The organism is Amycolatopsis sp. NPDC098790 (assembly GCF_044759945.1).
Classification (GTDB): Bacteria; Actinomycetota; Actinomycetes; order Mycobacteriales; family Pseudonocardiaceae; genus Amycolatopsis.
In genome coordinates this window covers 1,496,775-1,515,682 of sequence record NZ_JBIWAI010000002.1, presented here as the reverse complement: position 1 = coordinate 1,515,682, position 18,908 = coordinate 1,496,775, and the positions used below count along the sequence as shown (strand labels likewise).

General features: G+C 71.2%; 23 protein-coding genes. 12 read left to right on the top strand and 11 right to left on the bottom strand.

The features are described from left to right. Positions 1 to 96: 96 nt before the first annotated feature. Both ACIQWX_RS20765 and ACIQWX_RS20760 read right to left on the bottom strand, forming a co-directional pair. A complete protein-coding gene (locus tag ACIQWX_RS20765) occupies positions 97 to 1,800 on the bottom strand; it encodes an AMP-binding protein (protein WP_400873201.1) in 1,704 nt (567 codons plus the stop codon). Positions 1,801 to 1,812: 12 nt separating this feature from the next. Next, on the bottom strand, positions 1,813 to 2,655 hold the full coding sequence (locus tag ACIQWX_RS20760; protein WP_400873198.1) for a crotonase/enoyl-CoA hydratase family protein: 843 nt from the start codon (positions 2,653 to 2,655) through the stop codon (positions 1,813 to 1,815). A gap of 135 nt (positions 2,656 to 2,790) precedes the next feature. On the opposite strand from ACIQWX_RS20760, the gene ACIQWX_RS20755 reads away from it, so the two are divergent. Then, positions 2,791 to 3,669, top strand: a complete 879-nt coding sequence (locus tag ACIQWX_RS20755; RefSeq protein WP_400873195.1) for an alpha/beta fold hydrolase — start codon at positions 2,791 to 2,793, stop codon at positions 3,667 to 3,669. Between the two features lie 12 nt (positions 3,670 to 3,681). Next, positions 3,682 to 4,254, top strand: a complete 573-nt coding sequence (locus ACIQWX_RS20750; protein ID WP_400873192.1) for an AAA family ATPase — start codon at positions 3,682 to 3,684, stop codon at positions 4,252 to 4,254. On the opposite strand, the gene cobA is transcribed toward ACIQWX_RS20750, so the two are convergent. The 5 genes from cobA to rpmB form a co-directional block, all read right to left on the bottom strand. Continuing rightward, positions 4,205 to 5,431, bottom strand: a complete 1,227-nt coding sequence (gene cobA, locus ACIQWX_RS20745) for a uroporphyrinogen-III C-methyltransferase (protein WP_400873189.1) — start codon at positions 5,429 to 5,431, stop codon at positions 4,205 to 4,207. The genes ACIQWX_RS20750 and cobA overlap by 50 nt on opposite strands. An 85-nt stretch (positions 5,432 to 5,516) precedes the next feature. Then, entirely contained in the window at positions 5,517 to 5,771 is a 255-nt protein-coding gene (gene rpsR / locus ACIQWX_RS20740) for a 30S ribosomal protein S18 (protein WP_400873186.1), read from the bottom strand. Continuing rightward, positions 5,768 to 6,073 (bottom strand): 30S ribosomal protein S14, encoded by a 306-nt coding sequence (gene rpsN / locus ACIQWX_RS20735; protein WP_400873183.1) that lies wholly within the window; start codon positions 6,071 to 6,073, stop codon positions 5,768 to 5,770. The genes rpsR and rpsN overlap by 4 nt, the downstream gene beginning before the upstream one ends. After that, positions 6,073 to 6,240, bottom strand: a complete 168-nt coding sequence (rpmG, locus tag ACIQWX_RS20730) for a 50S ribosomal protein L33 (RefSeq protein ID WP_400873181.1) — start codon at positions 6,238 to 6,240, stop codon at positions 6,073 to 6,075. The genes rpsN and rpmG overlap by 1 nt, the downstream gene beginning before the upstream one ends. Continuing rightward, on the bottom strand, positions 6,240 to 6,476 hold the full coding sequence (gene rpmB, locus ACIQWX_RS20725) for a 50S ribosomal protein L28 (RefSeq protein WP_257918745.1): 237 nt from the start codon (positions 6,474 to 6,476) through the stop codon (positions 6,240 to 6,242). Before rpmB ends, rpmG begins: the two co-directional genes overlap by 1 nt. Before the next feature lie 79 nt (positions 6,477 to 6,555). Between rpmB and mrf the strand changes: the two genes are divergently transcribed. From mrf to ACIQWX_RS20685, 8 genes are all read left to right on the top strand, one after another. Continuing rightward, a complete protein-coding gene (gene mrf, locus ACIQWX_RS20720) occupies positions 6,556 to 7,800 on the top strand; it encodes a ribosome hibernation factor-recruiting GTPase MRF (protein WP_400873177.1) in 1,245 nt (414 codons plus the stop codon). Continuing rightward, positions 7,797 to 8,051 (top strand): type B 50S ribosomal protein L31, encoded by a 255-nt coding sequence (locus ACIQWX_RS20715; RefSeq protein ID WP_400873175.1) that lies wholly within the window; start codon positions 7,797 to 7,799, stop codon positions 8,049 to 8,051. The genes mrf and ACIQWX_RS20715 overlap by 4 nt, the downstream gene beginning before the upstream one ends. Further along, positions 8,051 to 8,200: a 50S ribosomal protein L32 gene (rpmF, locus tag ACIQWX_RS20710; protein ID WP_400873172.1), complete on the top strand. Its 150-nt coding sequence runs from the start codon at positions 8,051 to 8,053 to the stop codon at positions 8,198 to 8,200. The genes ACIQWX_RS20715 and rpmF overlap by 1 nt, the downstream gene beginning before the upstream one ends. After that, positions 8,197 to 9,246, top strand: a complete 1,050-nt coding sequence (locus tag ACIQWX_RS20705; RefSeq protein ID WP_400873169.1) for a GTP-binding protein — start codon at positions 8,197 to 8,199, stop codon at positions 9,244 to 9,246. The genes rpmF and ACIQWX_RS20705 overlap by 4 nt, the downstream gene beginning before the upstream one ends. A 63-nt stretch (positions 9,247 to 9,309) precedes the next feature. Further along, positions 9,310 to 9,744 carry a MarR family winged helix-turn-helix transcriptional regulator gene (locus tag ACIQWX_RS20700; protein WP_400873166.1) on the top strand — a complete coding sequence of 145 codons (435 nt, stop codon included), beginning with the start codon at positions 9,310 to 9,312 and terminating at the stop codon, positions 9,742 to 9,744. After that, on the top strand, positions 9,741 to 11,432 hold the full coding sequence (locus ACIQWX_RS20695; protein ID WP_400873163.1) for an MFS transporter: 1,692 nt from the start codon (positions 9,741 to 9,743) through the stop codon (positions 11,430 to 11,432). Before ACIQWX_RS20700 ends, ACIQWX_RS20695 begins: the two co-directional genes overlap by 4 nt. Further along, positions 11,429 to 12,169: a dienelactone hydrolase family protein gene (locus ACIQWX_RS20690; RefSeq protein WP_400873160.1), complete on the top strand. Its 741-nt coding sequence runs from the start codon at positions 11,429 to 11,431 to the stop codon at positions 12,167 to 12,169. The genes ACIQWX_RS20695 and ACIQWX_RS20690 overlap by 4 nt, the downstream gene beginning before the upstream one ends. Positions 12,170 to 12,181: 12 nt before the next feature. Continuing rightward, positions 12,182 to 12,454, top strand: a complete 273-nt coding sequence (locus tag ACIQWX_RS20685) for a DUF6295 family protein (RefSeq protein ID WP_400873157.1) — start codon at positions 12,182 to 12,184, stop codon at positions 12,452 to 12,454. A 1-nt stretch (position 12,455) separates the two neighbouring features. Here the strand turns inward: ACIQWX_RS20685 and ACIQWX_RS20680 are convergent, their stop codons facing one another. The 4 genes from ACIQWX_RS20680 to ACIQWX_RS20665 form a co-directional block, all read right to left on the bottom strand. Then, positions 12,456 to 13,874 carry a pyridoxal phosphate-dependent decarboxylase family protein gene (locus ACIQWX_RS20680; RefSeq protein WP_400873154.1) on the bottom strand — a complete coding sequence of 473 codons (1,419 nt, stop codon included), beginning with the start codon at positions 13,872 to 13,874 and terminating at the stop codon, positions 12,456 to 12,458. Then, a complete protein-coding gene (locus tag ACIQWX_RS20675; protein ID WP_400873151.1) occupies positions 13,861 to 15,174 on the bottom strand; it encodes an MFS transporter in 1,314 nt (437 codons plus the stop codon). Before ACIQWX_RS20675 ends, ACIQWX_RS20680 begins: the two co-directional genes overlap by 14 nt. A 120-nt stretch (positions 15,175 to 15,294) precedes the next feature. Beyond that, positions 15,295 to 16,320, bottom strand: coding sequence for an LLM class F420-dependent oxidoreductase (locus ACIQWX_RS20670; RefSeq protein ID WP_400873149.1), 1,026 nt, complete (start codon positions 16,318 to 16,320; stop codon positions 15,295 to 15,297). Positions 16,321 to 16,329: 9 nt separating this feature from the next. Beyond that, entirely contained in the window at positions 16,330 to 17,292 is a 963-nt protein-coding gene (locus ACIQWX_RS20665; RefSeq protein ID WP_400873145.1) for an oxygenase MpaB family protein, read from the bottom strand. Between the two features lie 118 nt (positions 17,293 to 17,410). Between ACIQWX_RS20665 and ACIQWX_RS20660 the strand changes: the two genes are divergently transcribed. Continuing rightward, a complete protein-coding gene (locus tag ACIQWX_RS20660) occupies positions 17,411 to 18,001 on the top strand; it encodes a TetR/AcrR family transcriptional regulator (RefSeq protein ID WP_400873142.1) in 591 nt (196 codons plus the stop codon). A 58-nt stretch (positions 18,002 to 18,059) separates the two neighbouring features. After that, entirely contained in the window at positions 18,060 to 18,845 is a 786-nt protein-coding gene (locus ACIQWX_RS20655) for an IclR family transcriptional regulator (RefSeq protein ID WP_400873140.1), read from the top strand. Positions 18,846 to 18,908 lie beyond the last annotated feature (63 nt).

Below are 18,908 nucleotides of genomic sequence, written 5' to 3'. Positions count from 1 at the left end.
AATGCCGCATTCGAGACCTCCCACGTCCCGAATGCGGCATTCGCGACCTTCAAGTCCCCGGCTGCTGCCAGGAAATGGGTCATTCACGTCGTTCGGCTACCCCTTGAGGTCCGGGAAGTCCTCTTCGCGGAACTCCGTACCGGCACCGCGGGCCGGGTCGCTCTCGCGGGTCCGAAGCTCGACGCGGCGGATCTTGCCCGAGATCGTCTTCGGCAGCTCCGCGAACTCCAGCCGCCGAATGCGCTTGTACGGCGCCAGGTGCTCGCGGCAGTACGCGAGGATCGACCGGGCCGTCTCGGCGTCCGGGGAGAAGCCCGAGGCCAGCACGACGTACGCCTTGGGCACCGCGAGCCGGATCGGGTCCGGGGCCGGGACGACCGCCGCCTCCGCCACCGCTTCGTGCTCGATCAGCACGCTCTCCAGCTCGAACGGCGAGATCCGGTAGTCCGACGCCTTGAACACGTCGTCCGTGCGCCCGACGTAGGTGATGTAGCCGCGTTCGTCGATCGAACCGACGTCACCCGTGTGGTAGAAGCCGTTCGCGAAGGCGGCCGACGTGCGTTCGTCGTCATCCGCGTAGCCGGTCATCAGGCCGACCGGCCGGTGCCGCAGGTCGAGGCAGATCTCGCCTTCCGACGCGCGCTCGCCGCTGACCGGGTCGACCAGCGCCACCACGAACCCGGGCAGCGGGCGGCCCATCGAGCCGGGCACGACGTCCTGACCCGGCGTGTTGGCGATCTGGACGCTGCTCTCGGTCTGGCCGAAGCCGTCGCGGATCGTGACGCCCCAGGACTTCTGGACCTGCTCGATCACCTCGGGGTTGAGCGGCTCCCCGGCCCCGACGACCTTCTTCGGCGGGGTCTTCAGCGCCGTCAGGTCGGCCTGGATCAGCATCCGCCACACCGTCGGCGGCGCGCAGAAGCTCGTGACGCCGCAGCGGTCCATCTGGGCCATCAGCGCGCCCGCGTCGAACCGGTTGTAGTTGTAGAGGAACACCGTCGCTTCGGCGTTGAACGGCGCGAAGAAGTTGCTCCACGCGTGCTTCGCCCAGCCGGGCGAGGAGATGTTCAGGTGGACGTCGCCGGGTTCCAGGCCGATCCAGTACATCGTGGACAGGTGGCCGACCGGGTACGAGACGTGCGTGTGCTGCACCAGCTTCGGCTTCGCCGTCGTGCCGGAGGTGAAGTAGAGCAGCAGCGGGTCGCCCGCCTTCGTGGGGGCGTCCGGCGCGAACTCCGGGGACTGCGCGAACGCGGCCGAGTACCGCTGCCAGCCCTCGACCGGCTCCCCCACGGCGATCCGCGTGTAGTCGCCGTCGACGTCGGCGAACTTCGGGGCGTCCACCGAGCGGACGACGACGTGCTTGGCCGCGCCGCGCTCGACGCGGTCGGTCAGGTCGGCCGGCCCGAGCAGCGTGGACGCCGGGATGATCACGGCGCCGAGCTTGATCGCGGCGAGGATGGTCTCCCACAGCTCGCCCTGGTTGCCCAGCATGAGGATCAGCCGGTCGCCGCGGCGGACGCCGAGCGAGCGCAGCCAGTTCGCGACCTGGTTGGACCGGCCGGACAGCGCCGGGTAGGTCCAGCGGTTCTCGGTGCCGTCCTCTTCGACGATCCACAGCGCGTACCGCTCGGCGTTGTCCGGGTCGTGCGCGACGACGTCGAACCAGTCGATCGCCCAGTTGAACTCGTCGAGCGACGGCCAAGCAAAGTCCCGGTAGGCCGTCTCGTAGTCCTCGCGGTGGGTCAGCAGGTAGTCCCGCGCGACGCGGAACGCGTGGTGGACTTCCGAAGCGGTCACGCTGCCTCCTAGTTACTCGCCCTTGAACTCCGGCGGCCGCCGCTCCAGGAACGCCTGGACCGCCTCACCGAGGTCCTTGCTGGGCAGGAACGCCGAGTTCCACGCCGCGACGTACCGGAGGCCGTCGGCGACCTGGCGCTCGGTGTTCGTCGCCAGTACCTGCTTCGTACCCTGCACCACGAGCGGCGGGTTCGCAGCGATCTCCGCGGCGAGTTCCCGCGCGGCCGTCAGGAGCGCGTCCTGGTCCGCGTACACGTCGTTGACGAGCCCGATCTTCTCGGCGCGCGCGGCGTCGATGTCCTTGCCGGTCAGGGCCAGCTCCCGCAGGTGCCCCTCGCCGACGATCGAGGCGAGCCGCTGGAGGCTGCCGAGGTCGGCGACGATGGCGACGCGCACCTCGCGGACGCTGAACTTGGCGTCGACGCTGGCCAGCCGGATGTCCGCCGCCGCGACGACGTCGACCCCGCCGCCGATGCACCAGCCCGAAACGGCCGCGACGACCGGTTTGCGGCATTCCGCGATCGAGCTGACCGCCGCCTGCAGCGACCGGACCTGGTCGAGGAAGGCGGTCCGCGGGCCGGCCAGGTTCTCGCCGCCGAGCATCGGCGCCCAGTCGCCCATCATCGCGGGCAGGTCGAGACCGTAGGAGAAGTGCTTGCCGCTGCCGGTCAGCACCACCGCCCTGACCTGCGGGTCGGCGTCCAGCGCGCGGAAGACCAGCGGCAGCTCGCGCCAGAAGTCCGGGCCCATCGCGTTGCCCTTCGACGGGCCGAGGAGCGTCACTTCGGCCACGGAGCCGGTGACGTCGACCTTCAGGGAGACGAGGTCGGGCAAGCTGTCAGCAGTAGCGGTCATGGGGGTCATCTTCACCCATGACCGCGCCGGGCCGCCATTGGCACCTTGTCAACTGACGGCGACGTCACTGTGCCGACGCGGTGCCGGGATGCTTTCCTGAACAGGGTCACCACGACACGGGGAGGACGGTGGGACATGAGCCCGGCCAGTAGCGCGACCGCGATCGAGCCCGATCCGCCCACTGCCCCGGCGCGGCGCGCGTCCCGGCCGATCGAGCTGACCGGCTCGTTCGAGCACGAGGGGCACCGGCTCTGGTACACGGAGTTCGGCAGCGGCGACCGCGTCGTCGTGCTCACCCACGGCATCATGCTGACCCGCCGGATGCACGCACCGCTGGCACGCCGGCTGGCCCGCGCGGGGTTCCGGGTGGTCACGCTCGACCTCCTCGGCCACGGCGACTCCGACCGGCCGACCGAGTCGTGGCTCTACTCGATGCCCTCGTTCGCGGAGCAGACCCTGGCGCTGCTGGACCACCTCGAGGTCTCCTCGGCGGTCATCGGCGGGACGTCGCTCGGGGCGAACGTCTCGCTGGAGGTGGCGGTGCAGGCCCCGGACCGGGTCCGCGGGCTGATCGTCGAGATGCCGGTGCTGGACAACGCGATCGTGGCGGGCCTCGTCACGTTCGCGCCACTGCTGATGGCGGCCCGGTTCCTGCCGGTGACGGTCCAGGCGGTGGCGCTGGCGGCGTCCCTGGTGCCGCACGGCAACCAGTGGGTCGACGTCGTGACGGACACGCTCTCGCAGCGTCCCGCGCCGATGGCGGCGTTGCTGCACGGCGTGCTGTTCGGGCGGATCGCGCCGCCGAAGTCGGTGCGCCGCAAGATCACGACCCGGGCGCTGGTGATCGGCCACCAGAACGACCCGATCCACCCGTTCGGCGACGCGGACACCTTGGCGGTGGACATGCCGGACGCGGAGTTCGTCCAGGCGCGCAGCCCGGTCGAGCTGCGGTTCGACCCGAGCCGCCTGTCCGACGCGATCCGGGATTTCGCCGCGAGCTGCTACGAGAACTGAGATGCTGCGCCCATGCCTTTGGTGTGGGTGACCGGCAACTCCGGGGCCGGCAAGTCGGCGGTCTGCGCGGCCCTGAAAGCCCGGGGAGAGCTCGCGGTCGACGCGGACTGGGAGGGCTACAACCACTGGGTGGACCGGACGACGCGGGAGGTCGTCGTCGATCCCCCGGATCCCGTGCCGGCGGGCTGGCTCGACCGTTTCGGGTGGGAGACCGGCCGCGCGGAGGTCGAGGCCCTGGCGGCGAGAGCGCACGAAGGGGTCGCGTTCTTCTGCGGCTCCAGCGAAAACGACGAAGAGGTGCGGGATCTCTTCGACCTCGTCGTCTGCCTGGTAGTCGACGACGACACGCTCCGGGACCGGCTGCTGACCCGCACGTCGAACAGCTTCGGCAAGCACCCGGAGGAGCTGGCGGCGGCCCTCGACGCCAATGCGGGCGCCGAGACGACCTACCGGCGGCTCGGCGCGACGGTCGTCGTCGACGGCCGCCGCCCGCTGCCCGAAGTCGCCGACGCGGTCCTCGCCGCCGCCGCTTCCCTCACGACGCCCGAACCGGCGCCAGTCCCGCCACCGGCCCGATCACGATGATCGCCGGCGGCCGGACGCCCGACGCCGCCGCGTCCGTGACCACCGTGTCCAATGTGGACCGCAATGTCCGCTGGGTGCGCATGGTGCCGTCCTCGACGATCGCCACCGGGGTGTCGCCCGGGCGGCCGCCGTCCAGCAGCGCCTTCGCGAACTGCGGCAGCCGCTCGACGCCCATCATCAGCACGATCGTGCCGCGCATCCGGGCCAGCAGCTCCCAGTCCACCAGCGACCGGTCGTCGCCCGGGGCGACGTGGCCCGAGACCACCACGACCTCGTGCGCGACGCCGCGGTGGGTGACCGGGACGTCCGCCACCGCCGGGACCGCGAACGCGCTCGTGATGCCCGGGACCATCGTCACCGGGACGCCCGCCTCGGCGCAGGCCAGCACCTCTTCGAAGCCGCGGCCGAACAGGTACGGGTCGCCGCCCTTGAGGCGGACCACGAACTTGCCTTCCTTGGCCTTCTCGATCAGCGTCCGGTTGATGACGTCCTGGCTGGCCGCGCGGCCGTAGGGGATCTTCGCCGCGTCCACGACCTCGACCTCGGGCGCGAGCTCGTCGAGCAGCTCGCGCGGCCCCAGCCGGTCGACCACGACGACGTCCGCGCGCGAGAGCAGCCGCCGGCCGCGGACCGTGATCAGCTCCGGGTCGCCCGGGCCGCCGCCGACCAGGGCCACCCCGGGCAGCGAGCCCTCGGGGTGCGGCTGGCGGCCGTCTTCGATCGTGCCGTTGTGCAGGCCGTCGAGCATGGAGTCGCGGACGGCCGCCGAGCGCAGTGGCTCGCCACCGGACAGGACGCCGAACAGCAGACCGCCGTGCCGGCCCGACGCCGGGGTCACCGCGGAACCGGACTCGCCCTCGTCGGCGCGGACGCAGAAGACGCGCTCGCGCTCGGCCTCGGCGCAGATCGCCGCGTTCACGTCGGGGTCGTTCGTGCAGGCCAGGGCGTACCAAGCGTCGCGAAGGTCCCCGGTGGTGTAGCCGCGCTCGTGCCAGACCAGCTCGCCCGCGTCCACCATCCCCTGCACCGACGGCGTCGTGTGCGGCGACACCAGCTCGATGCGCGCACCCGCGCTGATCAGCCGGGGCAGCCGCCGCTGAGCAACGCTTCCGCCGCCGAACACGACAACGCGGCGGCCGGTGAGCTGGAGGCCGGAAAGGTAGTGCGGGTCGTCCATGGGCGGGAGTTTATTGACGGTTCACCCGGGCGCCAGCCCAGCGTGGGTCACGCCACCCGGAGATGTTCCGGGTGGCGTGACCGGCTCAGCTGGTGCGGCCCGCCGACGGGTACGGCAGCAGGGCCATCTCCCGCGCGTTCTTGATCGCCGTGGCGACCTGCTTCTGCTGCTGCGGGGTCAACCCCGTCACGCGGCGGGCGCGGATCTTGCCCCGGTCCGAAATGAACTTCCGGAGCAGGTCGGCGTCCTTCCAGTCGACGTGGGTGATCCGGTTGACGTGCAACAGGTTCACCTTGCGCTTGGCCGGGCGGTCCCGGTTCGGCTTCGGCATCCGGCTCACCAGCTCGACTTCGACACGCCGGGCAGCTCGCCGTTGTGCGCGGCCGCGCGCATCTTCACCCGCGACAGCCCGAACTTCCGCAGGTAGCCGCGCGGGCGTCCGTCGGCGGCGTCGCGGTTGCGGATGCGCGTCGGGCTCGCGTCGCGCGGCAGCTTCTGCAGCGCGACCACGGCCGCCCCCTTCTCCTCCGGAGACGACGCCGGCGAGGCGATGACGGCCTTCAGCTCGCGGCGCCGGGCGACGTACCGCGCCGCGACCACCTTCCGCTGCTCGTTCTTGGCGATCTTGGACTTCTTGGCCATCAGCGCTCTTCCTTGAACTCGACGTGCTTGCGCGCGACCGGGTCGTACTTGCGCAGGACCATCCGGTCCGGGTCGTTCCGGCGGTTCTTCTTGGTGACGTACGTGTAGCCGGTGCCCGCGGTGGACCGCAGCTTGACGACCGGGCGGACGTCGGTGCTCTTCGCCATTACAGCTTCACTCCCCTTGCCTTCAGTTCGGCCACGACGGCCTCGATGCCCCGCTTGTCGATCGTCTTCATGCCCTTGGCGGAGACGCGCAGCCGCACCCAGCGACCCTCGCTCGGCACGAAGTAGCGACGGTTCTGCAGGTTCGGCTCCCAGCGCCGGGACGTGCGGCGGTGCGAGTGCGAGACCTGCTTGCCGTAGCCCGGCTTGCGGCCGGTGACCTGGCACACGGCGGACACGAGACCTCCCAAGTTGATAGTGGTTGTCGTTTTCATCTACTCTGACGCACCGTACCCCGCCCGTATTCCTGGAGCCCCCGTGACCCCTGATTCCCGCATCCCGCTCGTCTTGGTGAGCGGCCTCGCGCCGGGACCGAACGCCACGCTCGCCGAGCTGCTGCGCGTGGCCGGGCCCGGCACCGCCGTCGTCCACCACGACCTGCGCGAGATCCACTCCGGCGTCGTCCGCCGCCGGCTGCGGCTCGAGCAGCGCGACCAGCTGACCGTGCTCGAACTGGCGCACGGCTGCGTGTCGTGCACCCTGCGCGAGGATCTGCTGCCGTTGCTGCGGCACCTCGCGCGGATGCCGCAGGTCCGCCGGATCGTCGTCCGGCTCGACGAGGCCATGGAGCCGGAGCCGGTGAGCTGGGCGATCCGGAACGTCCTGGTCGGCGACCACCCGGTGAGCGACGACGTCGACCTGCGCGCGGTGCTGACCGTCGTCGACTGCGCGACCTTCCTCGCCGACGCGACCGGCGACGACGTCCTGGCCGAGCGGAACCTGCAGGCCAGCCCGGAGGACGAGCGCACGGTCGCCCAGGTCGCGCTCTCGCAGGTCGAGTTCGCCGACGTCCTGGTGCTGGCCGGCGCGACCACCGACGCCTGGACCGCCGCGAAGGCGTCCGCGGTCCTCGACCGGGTCGCGCCGTCGGTCCCGCGCGTCGAGCTGTCGCGGATCGACGGGCACAGCGTCCTCGACGCCGTTCCCGCGGACGCCCGCCGCGGCGAGGTCACCGACATGCACGGCGCCCTGCTGCGCGGCGAACCACCGGTGCACGTCGACTGCGGCATCGGGCTGGTCACCTTCACCGCGCAACGACCGTTCCACCCCGAACGGCTGCACGACGCCCTGGACGTGCTGCTCGACGGCGTCGTTCGCACCCGCGGACGCGCGTGGGTGGCCAGCCAGCCCGACGTGGCGTTCTGGATCGAATCGGCGGGCGGTGGGCTCGGAATCGGCCACGCCGGGCCGTGGCTCGCGGCGCCGGACGGTCCGAAGTGGACGGATGTCTCCCCCGAGCGCCGCACCCTGGCGTCCCTGCGGTGGCACCCGGTGCACGGCGACCGCGCGCAGGAGCTCGTCGTGGTGACGGACCAGACAACGCCCGACGAGATCGACGCGGCCCTGCGCGGCGCTCTACTGACCGAAGAGGAACTCGCGGCAGGACCCGAGGCGTGGGCGCGCTACCCCGATCCGTTCGGCGACTGGCACGAAGAACCGTGCGAGGACACCGAACCCGACCCGGCGCGGCACTCCGCGGCGAACCGAAAGGAAGAACGATGAAGACCGGAATCCACCCCGACTACCACCCCGTGGTGTTCAAGGACTCGTCGACCGGCGACGCGTTCCTCACCCGCTCCACCATCACCTCCGACAAGACGATCGAGTGGTCCGACGGCGCGACCTACCCGCTGGTCGTGGTCGACATCAGCTCGTGGTCGCACCCGTTCTGGACCGGCACCCAGCGGATCATGGACAGCGCCGGCCAGGTCGAGAAGTTCCACCGCCGCTACGGGAAGCGGGGGACGCGCTGATGGCCGTCCCGAAGCGGAAGAAGTCGCGCAGCAACACGCGTTCCCGGCGGTCGCAGTGGAAGGCGGCGGTGCCGGACCTGGTGCCGATCAAGGTCGACGGCGAGATCCGGCTGGTCCCGCGGCGGCTGATGCGGCACTTCCACTCGTGAGCGTTCCGGTCACGGTGCTGTCCGGCTTCCTCGGCGCGGGCAAGACGACGCTGCTCAACCACATCCTCGCCAACCGGGCGGGCCTGCGGGTCGCGGTGATCGTCAACGACATGAGCGAGGTCAACATCGACGCGGCCCTCGTGCGTTCGCAGGAGCGCCTCGTCGAGCTGACCAACGGGTGCATCTGCTGCACCCTGCGAGAGGACCTCCTCGAGGAGGTGGCCGCGCTCTGCTCGGACGGCCGCTTCGACCACGTGCTGATCGAGTCGAGCGGGATCTCCGAGCCGATGCCGGTGGCGGCGACGTTCACCTTCCTGGACGCCGTCGCCCACCTCGACACGATGGTCACCGTGGTGGACGCGGCGAACTTCACCCGCGAGCTGGCGGCCGGCGACTCCCTCGTGGAGCGCCGGCTCGACCAGTACTCCGGTGACGAGCGGACGGTCAGCGACCTGCTGATGGACCAGGTCGAGTTCGCCGACGTCCTGCTGCTCAACAAGACGGACCTCGTCCCGGACGTCGACCGCCTGGTGGCGACGCTGCGGCGGCTCAACCCGGCCGCGGACGTCGTCACGGGCAGCTTCGGGAAGGTGCCCCTCGAGCGGGTTTTCGGGACCGGCCGGTACGACGTTTCGCGGGCGCAGGAAGCGCCGGGCTGGGTGGCCGAGCTGAACGGCGACCACGTGCCGGAGACCGAGGAGTACGGCATCTCGAGCGTGGTCTTCCGGGCTTCGCGGGCGTTCGACCCGGCGGCGCTGTGGGACTTCGTGACGCGGCGGCTGGACTCGGGTGAGTTCGGGACCGTGTTGCGGTCCAAGGGGTTCTTCGCGTTGGCGTCCCGGCCCGGGGTGACCGGGCTGTGGTCGCAGGCGGGCGCGGTGGCGCGGTTCGAGCCGCAGGGGGTGGCCGCGGAACCGCGGCAGGAGCTGGTGTTCATCGGAGTCGAGCTGGCGGGCGAAGCAATCCTGGACGCTCTGCGGGACTGCCTCGGCGAAGCGACCGGGCCGGATCCGTTCCCCGACTGGGAGCCCGTGCACGTCCACTGACGGCCGCGTCGGGCGAAACGTCCGAGTTGATCAACCCAGGTTTATCAGTCTAGGTTGACGATCGTGACGGACGAAGACCTTCTGCAAGCGAGCGCGGACCTGCGCGTCGCTTTGGGCCGGGTGATCCGGCGGTTGCGGCAGGGCTACGTCGTCGGGGAGCTGACGCTGCCCGAACGGTCGGTGCTCTCCCGGCTCGACCGGGAGGGCACGGCCACGCCCGGCTGCCTCGCCGATCTCGAACGCGTCAAGCCGCAGGCCATGGGCGTGACACTGGCCGGGCTGGTCGAGCGCGGGCTCGTCGAGCGGCGCAAGGACGACTCCGACGGCCGCAAGGTGCTGATGTCGGTCACCGAAACCGGCGTCAAGCTGCTCACCGACCGCCGGTCGGAGACGACGCGGAAGATGGCGGCCGCGCTGGCCGAGAAGTTCACCGCGGCCGAGCAGCGCGAGCTGGTCGCGGCCATCCCGCTGATCGAGCGGCTGGCGGACGAGCTGTGACCGTCACCGAAGCCCCGGGCCGCTACAAGTGGGTCGCGCTGTCGAACACCACGCTCGGCGTGCTGATGTCCGCGCTCGACGGCTCGATCGTGATCATCTCGCTGCCGGCGATCTTCCGCGGCATCGGCCTCGATCCCCTCGCCCCGGGCAACATCGGCTACCTGCTCTGGATGATCCTCGGCTACCTGCTGGTGCAGGCCGTGCTGGTGGTGACGCTCGGGCGGCTCGGCGACATGTTCGGCCGGGTCAAGATGTACAACCTGGGGTTCGTCGTCTTCAGCGTCGCGTCGGTGGCGCTGTCGTTCGACCCGTTCCACGCCGGCGGCGGCGCGCTGTGGCTGATCGGCTGGCGGGTCGTGCAGGCCGTCGGCGGGTCGATGCTGACGGCGAACTCGGCCGCCATCCTCACCGACGCCTTCCCCACCGAGCAGCGCGGCATGGCGCTGGGCGTCAACCAGATCACCGCGCTGGCCGGGCAGTTCCTCGGCCTGGTCGTCGGCGGGCTGCTCGCCGAGATCGACTGGCGCGCGGTGTTCTGGGTGAGCGTCCCGTTCGGGCTGCTCGGCACGATCTGGTCGATCCGCAGCCTCCGCGAAGTCGGGACGCCGAAGCGCGCGAAGGTCGACTGGGGCGGCAACGTCACCTTCGCGGCCGGGACGGCGTTGCTGCTCGCCGCGATCACGTACGGCATCCAGCCCTACGGCGGCGCCGCGACCGGCTGGGGCAGCCCGTGGGTGCTCGGCGGCATCGGCGCCGGCGTGCTGCTACTCCTGCTGTTCGGTGTCATCGAAACCCGGGTCGCCGCGCCGATGTTCCAGCTTTCCCTGTTCAAGATCCGCGCGTTCGCCGCCGGCAACGTCGCCGCGTTGCTGACTTCGGTCGCCCGTGGTGGCATGCAGTTCATGCTCATCATCTGGCTGCAGGGGATCTGGCTGCCCCTGCACGGCTACGACTACGAGCGCACGCCGCTGTGGGCGGGCATCTACATGCTGCCGCTGACCGTCGGCTTCCTGATCGCCGGGCCGGTGTCGGGCTACCTGTCCGACCGGTTCGGGGCGCGGCTGTTCTCCACCGGCGGGCTGCTGCTGGTCGCGGCGGCGTTCCTCGGCCTGCTCGCGCTGCCGGTGGACTTCCCGTACCCGGCGTTCGCCGCGCTGCTCGTCGTCAGCGGGATCGGGCAGGGCATGTTCTCCGCGCCGAACACGTCGGCGATCATGAGCAGCGTGCCGACCGAGCAGCGCGGGGTCGCGTCCGGGATGCGGGCGACGTTCCAGAACTCCGGGACGTCGCTGTCGATCGGCGTGTTCTTCTCGCTGATGATCGCCGGGCTGGCGTCGTCGCTGCCGCAGACGCTGACCGGCGGGCTGCAGGCCCACGGCGTCCCGGCCACCGTCGCCGACGGTGTCGCGCAGCTGCCGCCGGTCAGCACGCTGTTCGCGGCGTTCCTCGGCAGCAACCCGGTCGGGCACCTGCTCGGCCCGGACGTCCTCGCCGGGCTCTCCCCGGCCGACCGGAGCGCACTCACCGGCGGGGAGTTCTTCCCGCAGCTCGTCTCCGGCCCGTTCCACCACGGCCTGGTGGTCGTGTTCACCGCGGCCGCCGTGATGGCCGTCGTCGCCGCGGTGGCGTCCGCCTCGCGCGGCAAGCGCTACTTCCACACCCCCGAGGGATCGAAGGAGAACCGATGACCGACGAGATCGTCGCCGGGACCGTCACCATCACCGGCCACGGCGGGGACGAGCTCGAGGCGTACCTGGCCAAACCGACCGACGACACCCCGCGCGGCGGCGTCGTGGTGATCCACCACATGCCCGGCTACGACGCGGCGACGAAGGAGATGGTCCGCCGCTTCGCCGTCGAGGGCTACAACGCGCTCTGCCCGAACCTGTACACGCGCGAAGCGCCGGGCGCGGACCCGGACGACGCGGCGGCGACGGTCCGCGCGGCCGGCGGCATCCCCGACGACCGCCTGGTCGGCGACGTCTCGGGCGCGGCGGATTACCTGCGCGCACTGGAGAACGCGAACGGCCGCGTCGGCGCCATCGGGCACTGCTCGGGCGGCCGGCACGCGTTCCTGTCGGCGTGTTCCCTGGACCTCGACGCGGCGGTCGACTGCTACGGCGCCTTCGTCGTCAACGACCCGCCCGAAGCCATGAGGCAGATGAAGCCGCTGCTGCGTCTCGCGCCGCAGCTGTCGTGCCCGTTGCTGGGCATCTTCGGCGCGGACGACCAGTTCCCGAGCCCGGACGAGGTCGCCGTGCTGGCGGCCGAGCTGGAGAAGCTGGGCAAGGAGCACGAGTTCCACACGTACGCGGGCGCGGGCCACGCGTTCTTCGCGGTCGACCGCCCGAGCTACCGGCCGGAAGCCGCGAAGGACGGCTGGGAACGCATCCTCGACTTCTACTCCCGCACGCTGACCGCCTGAGAGGACCCGCGCATGTGCACTTACCTGACGGAGAAGTTCGAGCTCGAGGGCAGCGGCAAGGGCGCCCGCGGCTGGTTCCGGTTGAACGAGGGAACCGTGTACGTCGACCACCCGGTCCACGCACCGTACGCGCACACGGTGAACATCGACTTCCGCAACCCGGGACTGGGCGCTTCGGCGCGGGTCGCGCTGGAGCTGACGGAAGAAGACGCACTGGCCCTGGCGGACGCGATCCACGCGGCCGTCAAGTCGGCTCCCGCGGGGTTGGCTTCGCGGAACCAGTGATTCAGGGCGTGTAGAGCGCGCCCAGGAACTCGAGCAACAGCCGCTCCCGCAACGGCGCCGGTGCCGTTGCGAGGAGCGCGTTGATCGGGGCCATCCGGTCCGGCAGACCCGAAGCGCCGCCGAGACCCGCCGCCGCGAGCAGGCCCGCGAACTGTTCCGACGTCAGCGTTTCCGGATCCAACGCGGCGACGAACTCGGCGACGGCGGGATCGACGAGAACCGGGCCCGCCGCCCGGGCCGCGTCCACCGAAGCCGCGAGGTCGGTCAGGAACTCCTTCTCGCTGCCGTGGTTCGCCGCCGTCACCGTCAGGTGCAGGTTGACCGGGGACGCCAGATGAGCGAACTGCGGCTGGACGTACCAGCCCCGCACCTTCATCTCGTCGGCCACCGTGAACAGGTCGAAGCCGTCGTCGGAAGCGGTGAACGCGATCAGCGTCGACACCGGGTCGCCGAGTACCCGAAGCCCGGGCAGCTCGGAGATGCCGGACCGGATCCGGGAAACCGCTTCCCGTGTGGACGCCGCCAGCGAAAGGTAGCCCTCGGAGCCGAGGTGACGGGTCACCGCCCACGCCGCCGCCAGCGGACCGCCCGAGCGGGTGCTCTGGATCGTCGTGTTCAGCATCGTGTAGCCGGGCCAGGCCGCGCTCGCGAAGTAGTGCGACCGCCGCAGCTCCGCCGACGCGTGCAGCAGCACCGAAGTCCCTTTTGGACAGTACGCGTACTTGTGCAGGTCCACCGAGATGCTCGTGACGCCCGGGACGCGGAAGTCGAACGGCGGCACGTCCGCGCCGAGCCGCGCGAAGTACGGCAGCACCCAGCCGCCGATGCACGCGTCGACGTGCATCCGGACGCCGCGCTCGCGAGCGGCGGCCGCGATGGGGCCGATCGGGTCGAGGACGCCGTGGGCGTACGACGGCGCGCTCGCCACGACGAGGACCGTCGAGTCGTCGATCGCCGCGGCCATCGCCGCCGGGTCGGCGCGGAACGTCACCGGGTCGACCGGGACGTCGATCCGCCGCAGCCCGAACAGGTGCGCCGCCTTGTGGAACGCCGCGTGCGCGGTCGTCGGCAGCACGATCGACGGCGAAGCGACGTCGGACCGCGCGTCCCGGGCGGCCAAAACCGCCAGCAGGCACGACTCGGTACCGCCCGACGTCACCGAACCGACCACGCCCGGGACATCGCCCAGCAACGAAGAAGCCGCGGCCACGAGGTCGTTCTCCATGCGCAGCAAGCTCGGGAACGCCGTCGGGTCGAGGCCGTTGGCCGACGACGCCAGCGCGTGCGCCGCCGCGCCGAGGGAGTCCACTTCGGACAGCCCGCTGTCGTAGACGTAGGCCAGGGTGCGGCCGCCGTGCGTCGGCAGGTCGCCCGCACGCAGTTCGCGCAGCTCCGCCAGGACGTCCTCAGGCCGGCTCATGCCGCGGCTCCAGAACCTTGCGCCGCAGCAGCGGCAGCGCCAGCGCGATCAGCACGCCGGGGATGATCGACGACCCGATCAGGATCGCCACGATCGCGCTGTGCGGCTGGAAGGCCGTCGCGTCGGTGCTGGACACGTACCCGCCGAACGCGAGGATGAGCGCCCAGAGTCCGCCGCCGAAGGCAAGCCCGAGCGTCTCCCCCGCCGTCCACACGCCGGCCGCGATCCCCGCGCGGGTCTCGCCGGTGCGCTCCTCCTCGGCCGTGATCAGGTCGGGCAGGATCGCCAGCGGGAACACCGAGATCCCGGCGTACCCGACACCGCACAAGGCCACGAAGACGAACGTCACGACGAGCGGGATCGACTGCGCGAACACCAGCCCCAGCAGCCCGATCGCGAACGCCGCGGTCGCCAGGCGGAAGCCGTTCAGCTTGCCGACGCGGTCGCCCAGGCGCGGCCACAGCGGCATGGTGACCAGCGCCGGGCCGACGAAGATGACGAACAGGATCGTGCCGTACTTGTCGCTGCCGAGGATGCGCTGGGCGAAGAACGGGATCGCGGCGAGCACCGTGCCGATGCCCAGCGCCTGGATGAAGTACGTGCCCAGCAGCCAGCGGAACGGCCGCCAGCCGGCCAGCGTGCGGACGAGCTCCTTCAGGCTGACGGTGTTCGGCCGCAGCGAGCCGACCGGCGCGTCCTTGAGCCCGAAGTACACCAGCAGCGTCGCGGCCAGCACGATCAGCCCGATCACCACGGCCATGATCCGGTAGCCGGCGACGCCTTCGATCGCGGCCGTAATCGCCGGGGCGCCACCGCCGCAGATCAGGATCGTCACGGCCAGCACGCCGATGCGGACACTGGTGAGCTTCGTCCGCTCGGTCGCGTCTTCGGTCAGCTCGGCCGGCAGCGCGTTGAACGGCACCTGGAACAGCGCGTACGCCGTGGCGCACGCGGCGAACAGGACCGCCACGTACAGCGCGTCCGGCAGCGGGCCGCCCAGCCCGGGGTGGGCGAACATCGCCGCGAACAGGATCGCGACCCCGACGCCGCCGATCAGCAGGAAGCGCCGCCGGCTGCCGGTCTTGATCAGGTCCGCGTCGGACATCCGGCCGGCGACCGGGTTGAAGAAGAAGTCCCAGGCCTTGGGCACGAAGACGATCGCGGCGGCCCAGCCGGCGGGCACGGCCATGGTGTCGGTCAGGTACTTGACCAGGACCAGGCCGGGCACCGTCCCGAAGGACCCGGTGACGAACGAGCCGAGCGAATAGCGGAACCTCGTCCGGCCGGACAGCGTCGCCATGGTCCTCCTCGTAACGGCGTACCGGGTGCAGGCCATGAGTATTCGATCTCGGCGAGCACCCGGTAGTGGTCGAGGGGAATCGTGCCATCGTCGTGACCAAGGCCACGACCGGGGCCCGCGTCAGCCGAGCGCGCCCGCGATCTTCTCCAGTGTCGCCGCGTCACCGCGCAGGAGCAGTTGCGTGACCACCGTTTCCTCCCACGCCTGCAGCTCGTCGCGGATCTTCGCGGCCGGCCCGATCAGCGACGTGTCCTCGACCAGCGACGTCGGGATCGCCGCGGTCGCCTCGTCCTTGCGGCCGGCCAGGTACAGCTCCTGGACCTTGTCCGCGACGTCCTCGTAGCCGAGGCGGGCGAAGACGTCGTGGTGGAAGTTCACGCTCTTCGCGCCCATGCCGCCGATGTACAACGCCAGCGACGGCTTGATCCACGAAGCCGCCTCCTCGACGTCGTCGTGCACGATCACCGGGATCGAGCACGGCACCTCGAACGTCTCCAGCGTGTGCCGCGCCCCGGGCCGGGCGAAGCCCTCCTCCAGCGCGGCCTTGTAGAAGGCGTTGGACTTCGGGGAGAAGAACAGCGGCAGCCAGCCGTCGCCGATCTCGGCCGAGAGGGCGACGTTCTTCGGGCCCTCCGCCGCCAGGTAGATCGGGATCTCCTTGCGCAGCGGGTGCACGGTCGGCTTCAGCGCCTTCCCGAGCCCGGTGCCGCCCTTCAGCGGCAGCTGGTAGTGCTGGCCGTCCAGGGTCACCGGCGCCTCGCGGGCGATCACCTGCCGGACGATGTCCACGTACTCCCGCGTCCGGGCGAGGGGCTTCGGGTACGGCTGCCCGTACCAGCCCTCGACGACCTGCGGACCCGACGCGCCCAGCCCGAGCACCATCCGGCCCCCGGACAGGTGGTCGAGCGTCATCGCGCTCATCGCCGTCGCCGTCGGGGTGCGCGCGGACATCTGCACGATGTTCGTGCCGAGCCGGATCCTGCTGGTGGAAGCGCCGTACCAGGCCAGCGGCGTGAACGCGTCCGAGCCGTACGCCTCCGCCGTCCACACCGAGTCGAAGCCGAGCTCCTCGGCCTTCACCACGGCTTCCAGCGCGCCCGGCGTCGGCCCGCTGCCCCAGTACCCGACGTGGAATCCCAGCTTCACGAATGCCTCCTAGGTGTTTCGACGGACGTCCGGCGCGTAGTGCTCCGGCTTGCCCCGCTCCGACGGCGGCGGCAGGTTCCTGCGTGGAGTCTCGACCAACGGCGCTTCCGCAGCCACCTCGCCGCGCACGCGGCGCCAGCCGGCGCGGGCCCGCGGGTGGTAGCGGCGGTCGTGCGGGACGAGCTTGAACACGGCGTTGATCAGCTTCCCCACCCGGCGGTGCCGGCGGGCGTCGCGCTCGGACCAGCGGAAGCCGAGCAGGTCGCGGATCTCCCGGTCGTAGAGCCCGATGGTCAGCCAGCGGAAGTTCTTCGCGACCAGCACGCTCACCGGCCGCCAGAGCACGTCCGGCAGCCAGGGCAGGAACGGCGGCTTGGCGATCCCTCGCAGGTCGAGGACGTCCCGGGTGGCCTTGTTGTCCTCCAGGACCTCGGCGCACATGTGCTTCCAGTAGCGCTGGAAGTCCTCCCAGCTTTCGGGCACCGGCCGCAGGGTCATGCCGTACATCCGCCACCACGTGACGTGCTCGTCGAACAGCCGCCGCTTCTCCGCCCCGCCGATGCCGCCCATGAAGTGGTCGGCGATGAGGATCGTGCTGACGAAGAACGTCGAGTGAGCCCAGTAGTAGGTGTCCGGGTCGAGCGCGTGGTAGCGGCGGCCCTGCGCGTCCACGCCCTTGATGCGGTCGTGGTAGCCGCGCACCTGCAACGCCGTCTCGTGGGCGCGCGGGCCGTCGTAGACGACCCCGCCGATCGGGTAGAGCGACCGGAAGAGCCGTTGCCAGCGCTCCTCGAAGAACCGCGAGTGCTGCTCGACGCCGGCGCCGAGGCCCGGGTGCATGTTCTGCATCGACCCGGCCCACAGCGCGATGAGCAGGCCCCGCCAATCGCCGAAGTACTTCCACGTCAGCGAGTCGGGACCCAGCGGTTCTGTGACATCCGGGGCTCCGCCCCGGGCCGGGGGCTTCGCCACCCGGGCCCCCTCAAAGCGGTCGGAGGCATCCATCGGCACACTCCTCGTCGAGTCCAACTGACTACGGCTGTTGTCAGGCTAGGATCTGACAACACACGTAGTCAACCGAGGAGTGAGCATGCCGGGCCGCACGTGGGCGGGCACGACCCTGGACGACCGGAAGGCGCAGCGGCGCGCGCAGCTCGTCTCCGCGGGCCTGGAGCTGCTGGGCACCGAGGGGTCGGCCGGGACGAGCGTGCGCGCGGTGTGCCGGCACGCGAAGCTCACCGAGCGCTACTTCTACGAGAGCTTCGCCGACCGGGAAGAGCTGGTCGCCGCCGTCTACGAGCACGTCGGCGAGCAGGCCCGGCAGGCCCTCGTGGCCGCGGTCCGGGACGCGCCGACGCCGGTGCTGCGGGCCGAGCACGCCGTGCGCGCGTTCGTCGAGCTGATCGTCGACGACCCCCGCAAGGGCCGGATCCTGCTGCTGGCGCCGCTGACCGACCCGGCGCTGACCCGCCGGGGCCTGCACCTGCTGCCGGTGTTCGCCGCGCTCGTCGGCGAGCAGCTGTCCCACGGTGACGAGACCGAGCGGCAGATGGTCGCCGTCGGGCTGGTGGGCGCGCTGAGCAACGTCTTCATCGCCTACCTCGACGGCTCGCTGAAGGTCTCGCGCGAGCGGCTCGTGGCCCACTGCGTCAAACTCGTGCTCGGCGCCGACGACCACTGACGTCCACCTCCTTGCCGACCTGGTGACAGTCGCGCGGCGGATCGGGCACACTCAACCCATGCGTACCGCTGGGCGGAACGAGGGTGTGAGCGGCGACGGGCTCGTCGCGGCCCGGCTCGCCGCGCTCCTGGAAGCCTTCCGGCCGGGCGACGAGGCCCTCGGCGTGTCCGAGCTGGCCCGGCGGACCGGGCTGGCGAAGACGACCGTGCACCGGTTGGCGGGTCACCTCGCCGACACCGGGCTGCTCACCCGCGAGGGGGGTGCGGTCCGGCTGGGCCTGCGGCTGTTCGAAATCGGCCAACTGGCCTCACCCCGCCGCGGCCTCGTCGAAGCGGCCCGGCCGTACCTCGCCGACCTGCGCGAGGCGACGCGCAACACCGTCCACCTCGCGATCCTCGAAGGCACCGAAGTCGTCTACCTCGACGTGCTGCGCGGCCCGGACGCGCCGACGCTGCCGTCGCGCATCGGCGGCCGGTTCCCCGCGCACGCCACCGGGGTCGGCAAGGCGATCCTGGCGTTCTCTCCGGATTCCGTGGTGAACCAGGTGATCGACGCCGGATTGCCCAGGATGAGCCCGAAGACGATCACCGCGCCCGGCCTGCTGCGCCGTCAGCTGAGCCGGGTCCGCGAAGACGGGATCGCGTTGGAGCGTGAGGAATCCGGCGTCGGCGTCGTGTGCGCGGCGAGCCCGCTGCTCGACGCGCGCGGCGAGGCGGTGGCCGCGGTCTCGATTTCCGGCTGGGCCAACCGGATGCGGACCGAACGGGTCGCGCCCGCCGTCCGGACGGTCGCGCTCGCGTTGACCCGTACACTCTCCGGATCCACTGCGGACAGTCGGAAATAATCTTGCGGGACAACGCTTTTGCGGTCACTGGGCCGACCGGCTGACGTAACCGTCCCGAGCTGG

Bases quoted from the DNA above. Each gene is read 5' to 3' on its own strand.
- ACIQWX_RS20760 (WP_400873198.1), bottom strand. From the start codon at position 2,655: ATGACCGCTACTGCTGACAGCTTGCCCGACCTCGTCTCCCTGAAGGTC.
- ACIQWX_RS20755 (WP_400873195.1), top strand. From the start codon at position 2,791: ATGAGCCCGGCCAGTAGCGCGACCGCGATCGAGCCCGATCCGCCCACT.
- ACIQWX_RS20750 (WP_400873192.1), top strand. From the start codon at position 3,682: ATGCCTTTGGTGTGGGTGACCGGCAACTCCGGGGCCGGCAAGTCGGCG.
- cobA (WP_400873189.1), bottom strand. From the start codon at position 5,431: ATGGACGACCCGCACTACCTTTCCGGCCTCCAGCTCACCGGCCGCCGC.
- rpsN (WP_400873183.1), bottom strand. From the start codon at position 6,073: ATGGCCAAGAAGTCCAAGATCGCCAAGAACGAGCAGCGGAAGGTGGTC.
- rpmG (WP_400873181.1), bottom strand. From the start codon at position 6,240: ATGGCGAAGAGCACCGACGTCCGCCCGGTCGTCAAGCTGCGGTCCACC.
- ACIQWX_RS20715 (WP_400873175.1), top strand. From the start codon at position 7,797: ATGAAGACCGGAATCCACCCCGACTACCACCCCGTGGTGTTCAAGGAC.
- rpmF (WP_400873172.1), top strand. From the start codon at position 8,051: ATGGCCGTCCCGAAGCGGAAGAAGTCGCGCAGCAACACGCGTTCCCGG.
- ACIQWX_RS20690 (WP_400873160.1), top strand. From the start codon at position 11,429: ATGACCGACGAGATCGTCGCCGGGACCGTCACCATCACCGGCCACGGC.
- ACIQWX_RS20685 (WP_400873157.1), top strand. From the start codon at position 12,182: ATGTGCACTTACCTGACGGAGAAGTTCGAGCTCGAGGGCAGCGGCAAG.
- ACIQWX_RS20680 (WP_400873154.1), bottom strand. From the start codon at position 13,874: ATGAGCCGGCCTGAGGACGTCCTGGCGGAGCTGCGCGAACTGCGTGCG.
- ACIQWX_RS20675 (WP_400873151.1), bottom strand. From the start codon at position 15,174: ATGGCGACGCTGTCCGGCCGGACGAGGTTCCGCTATTCGCTCGGCTCG.
- ACIQWX_RS20660 (WP_400873142.1), top strand. From the start codon at position 17,411: ATGCCGGGCCGCACGTGGGCGGGCACGACCCTGGACGACCGGAAGGCG.
- ACIQWX_RS20655 (WP_400873140.1), top strand. From the start codon at position 18,060: ATGCGTACCGCTGGGCGGAACGAGGGTGTGAGCGGCGACGGGCTCGTC.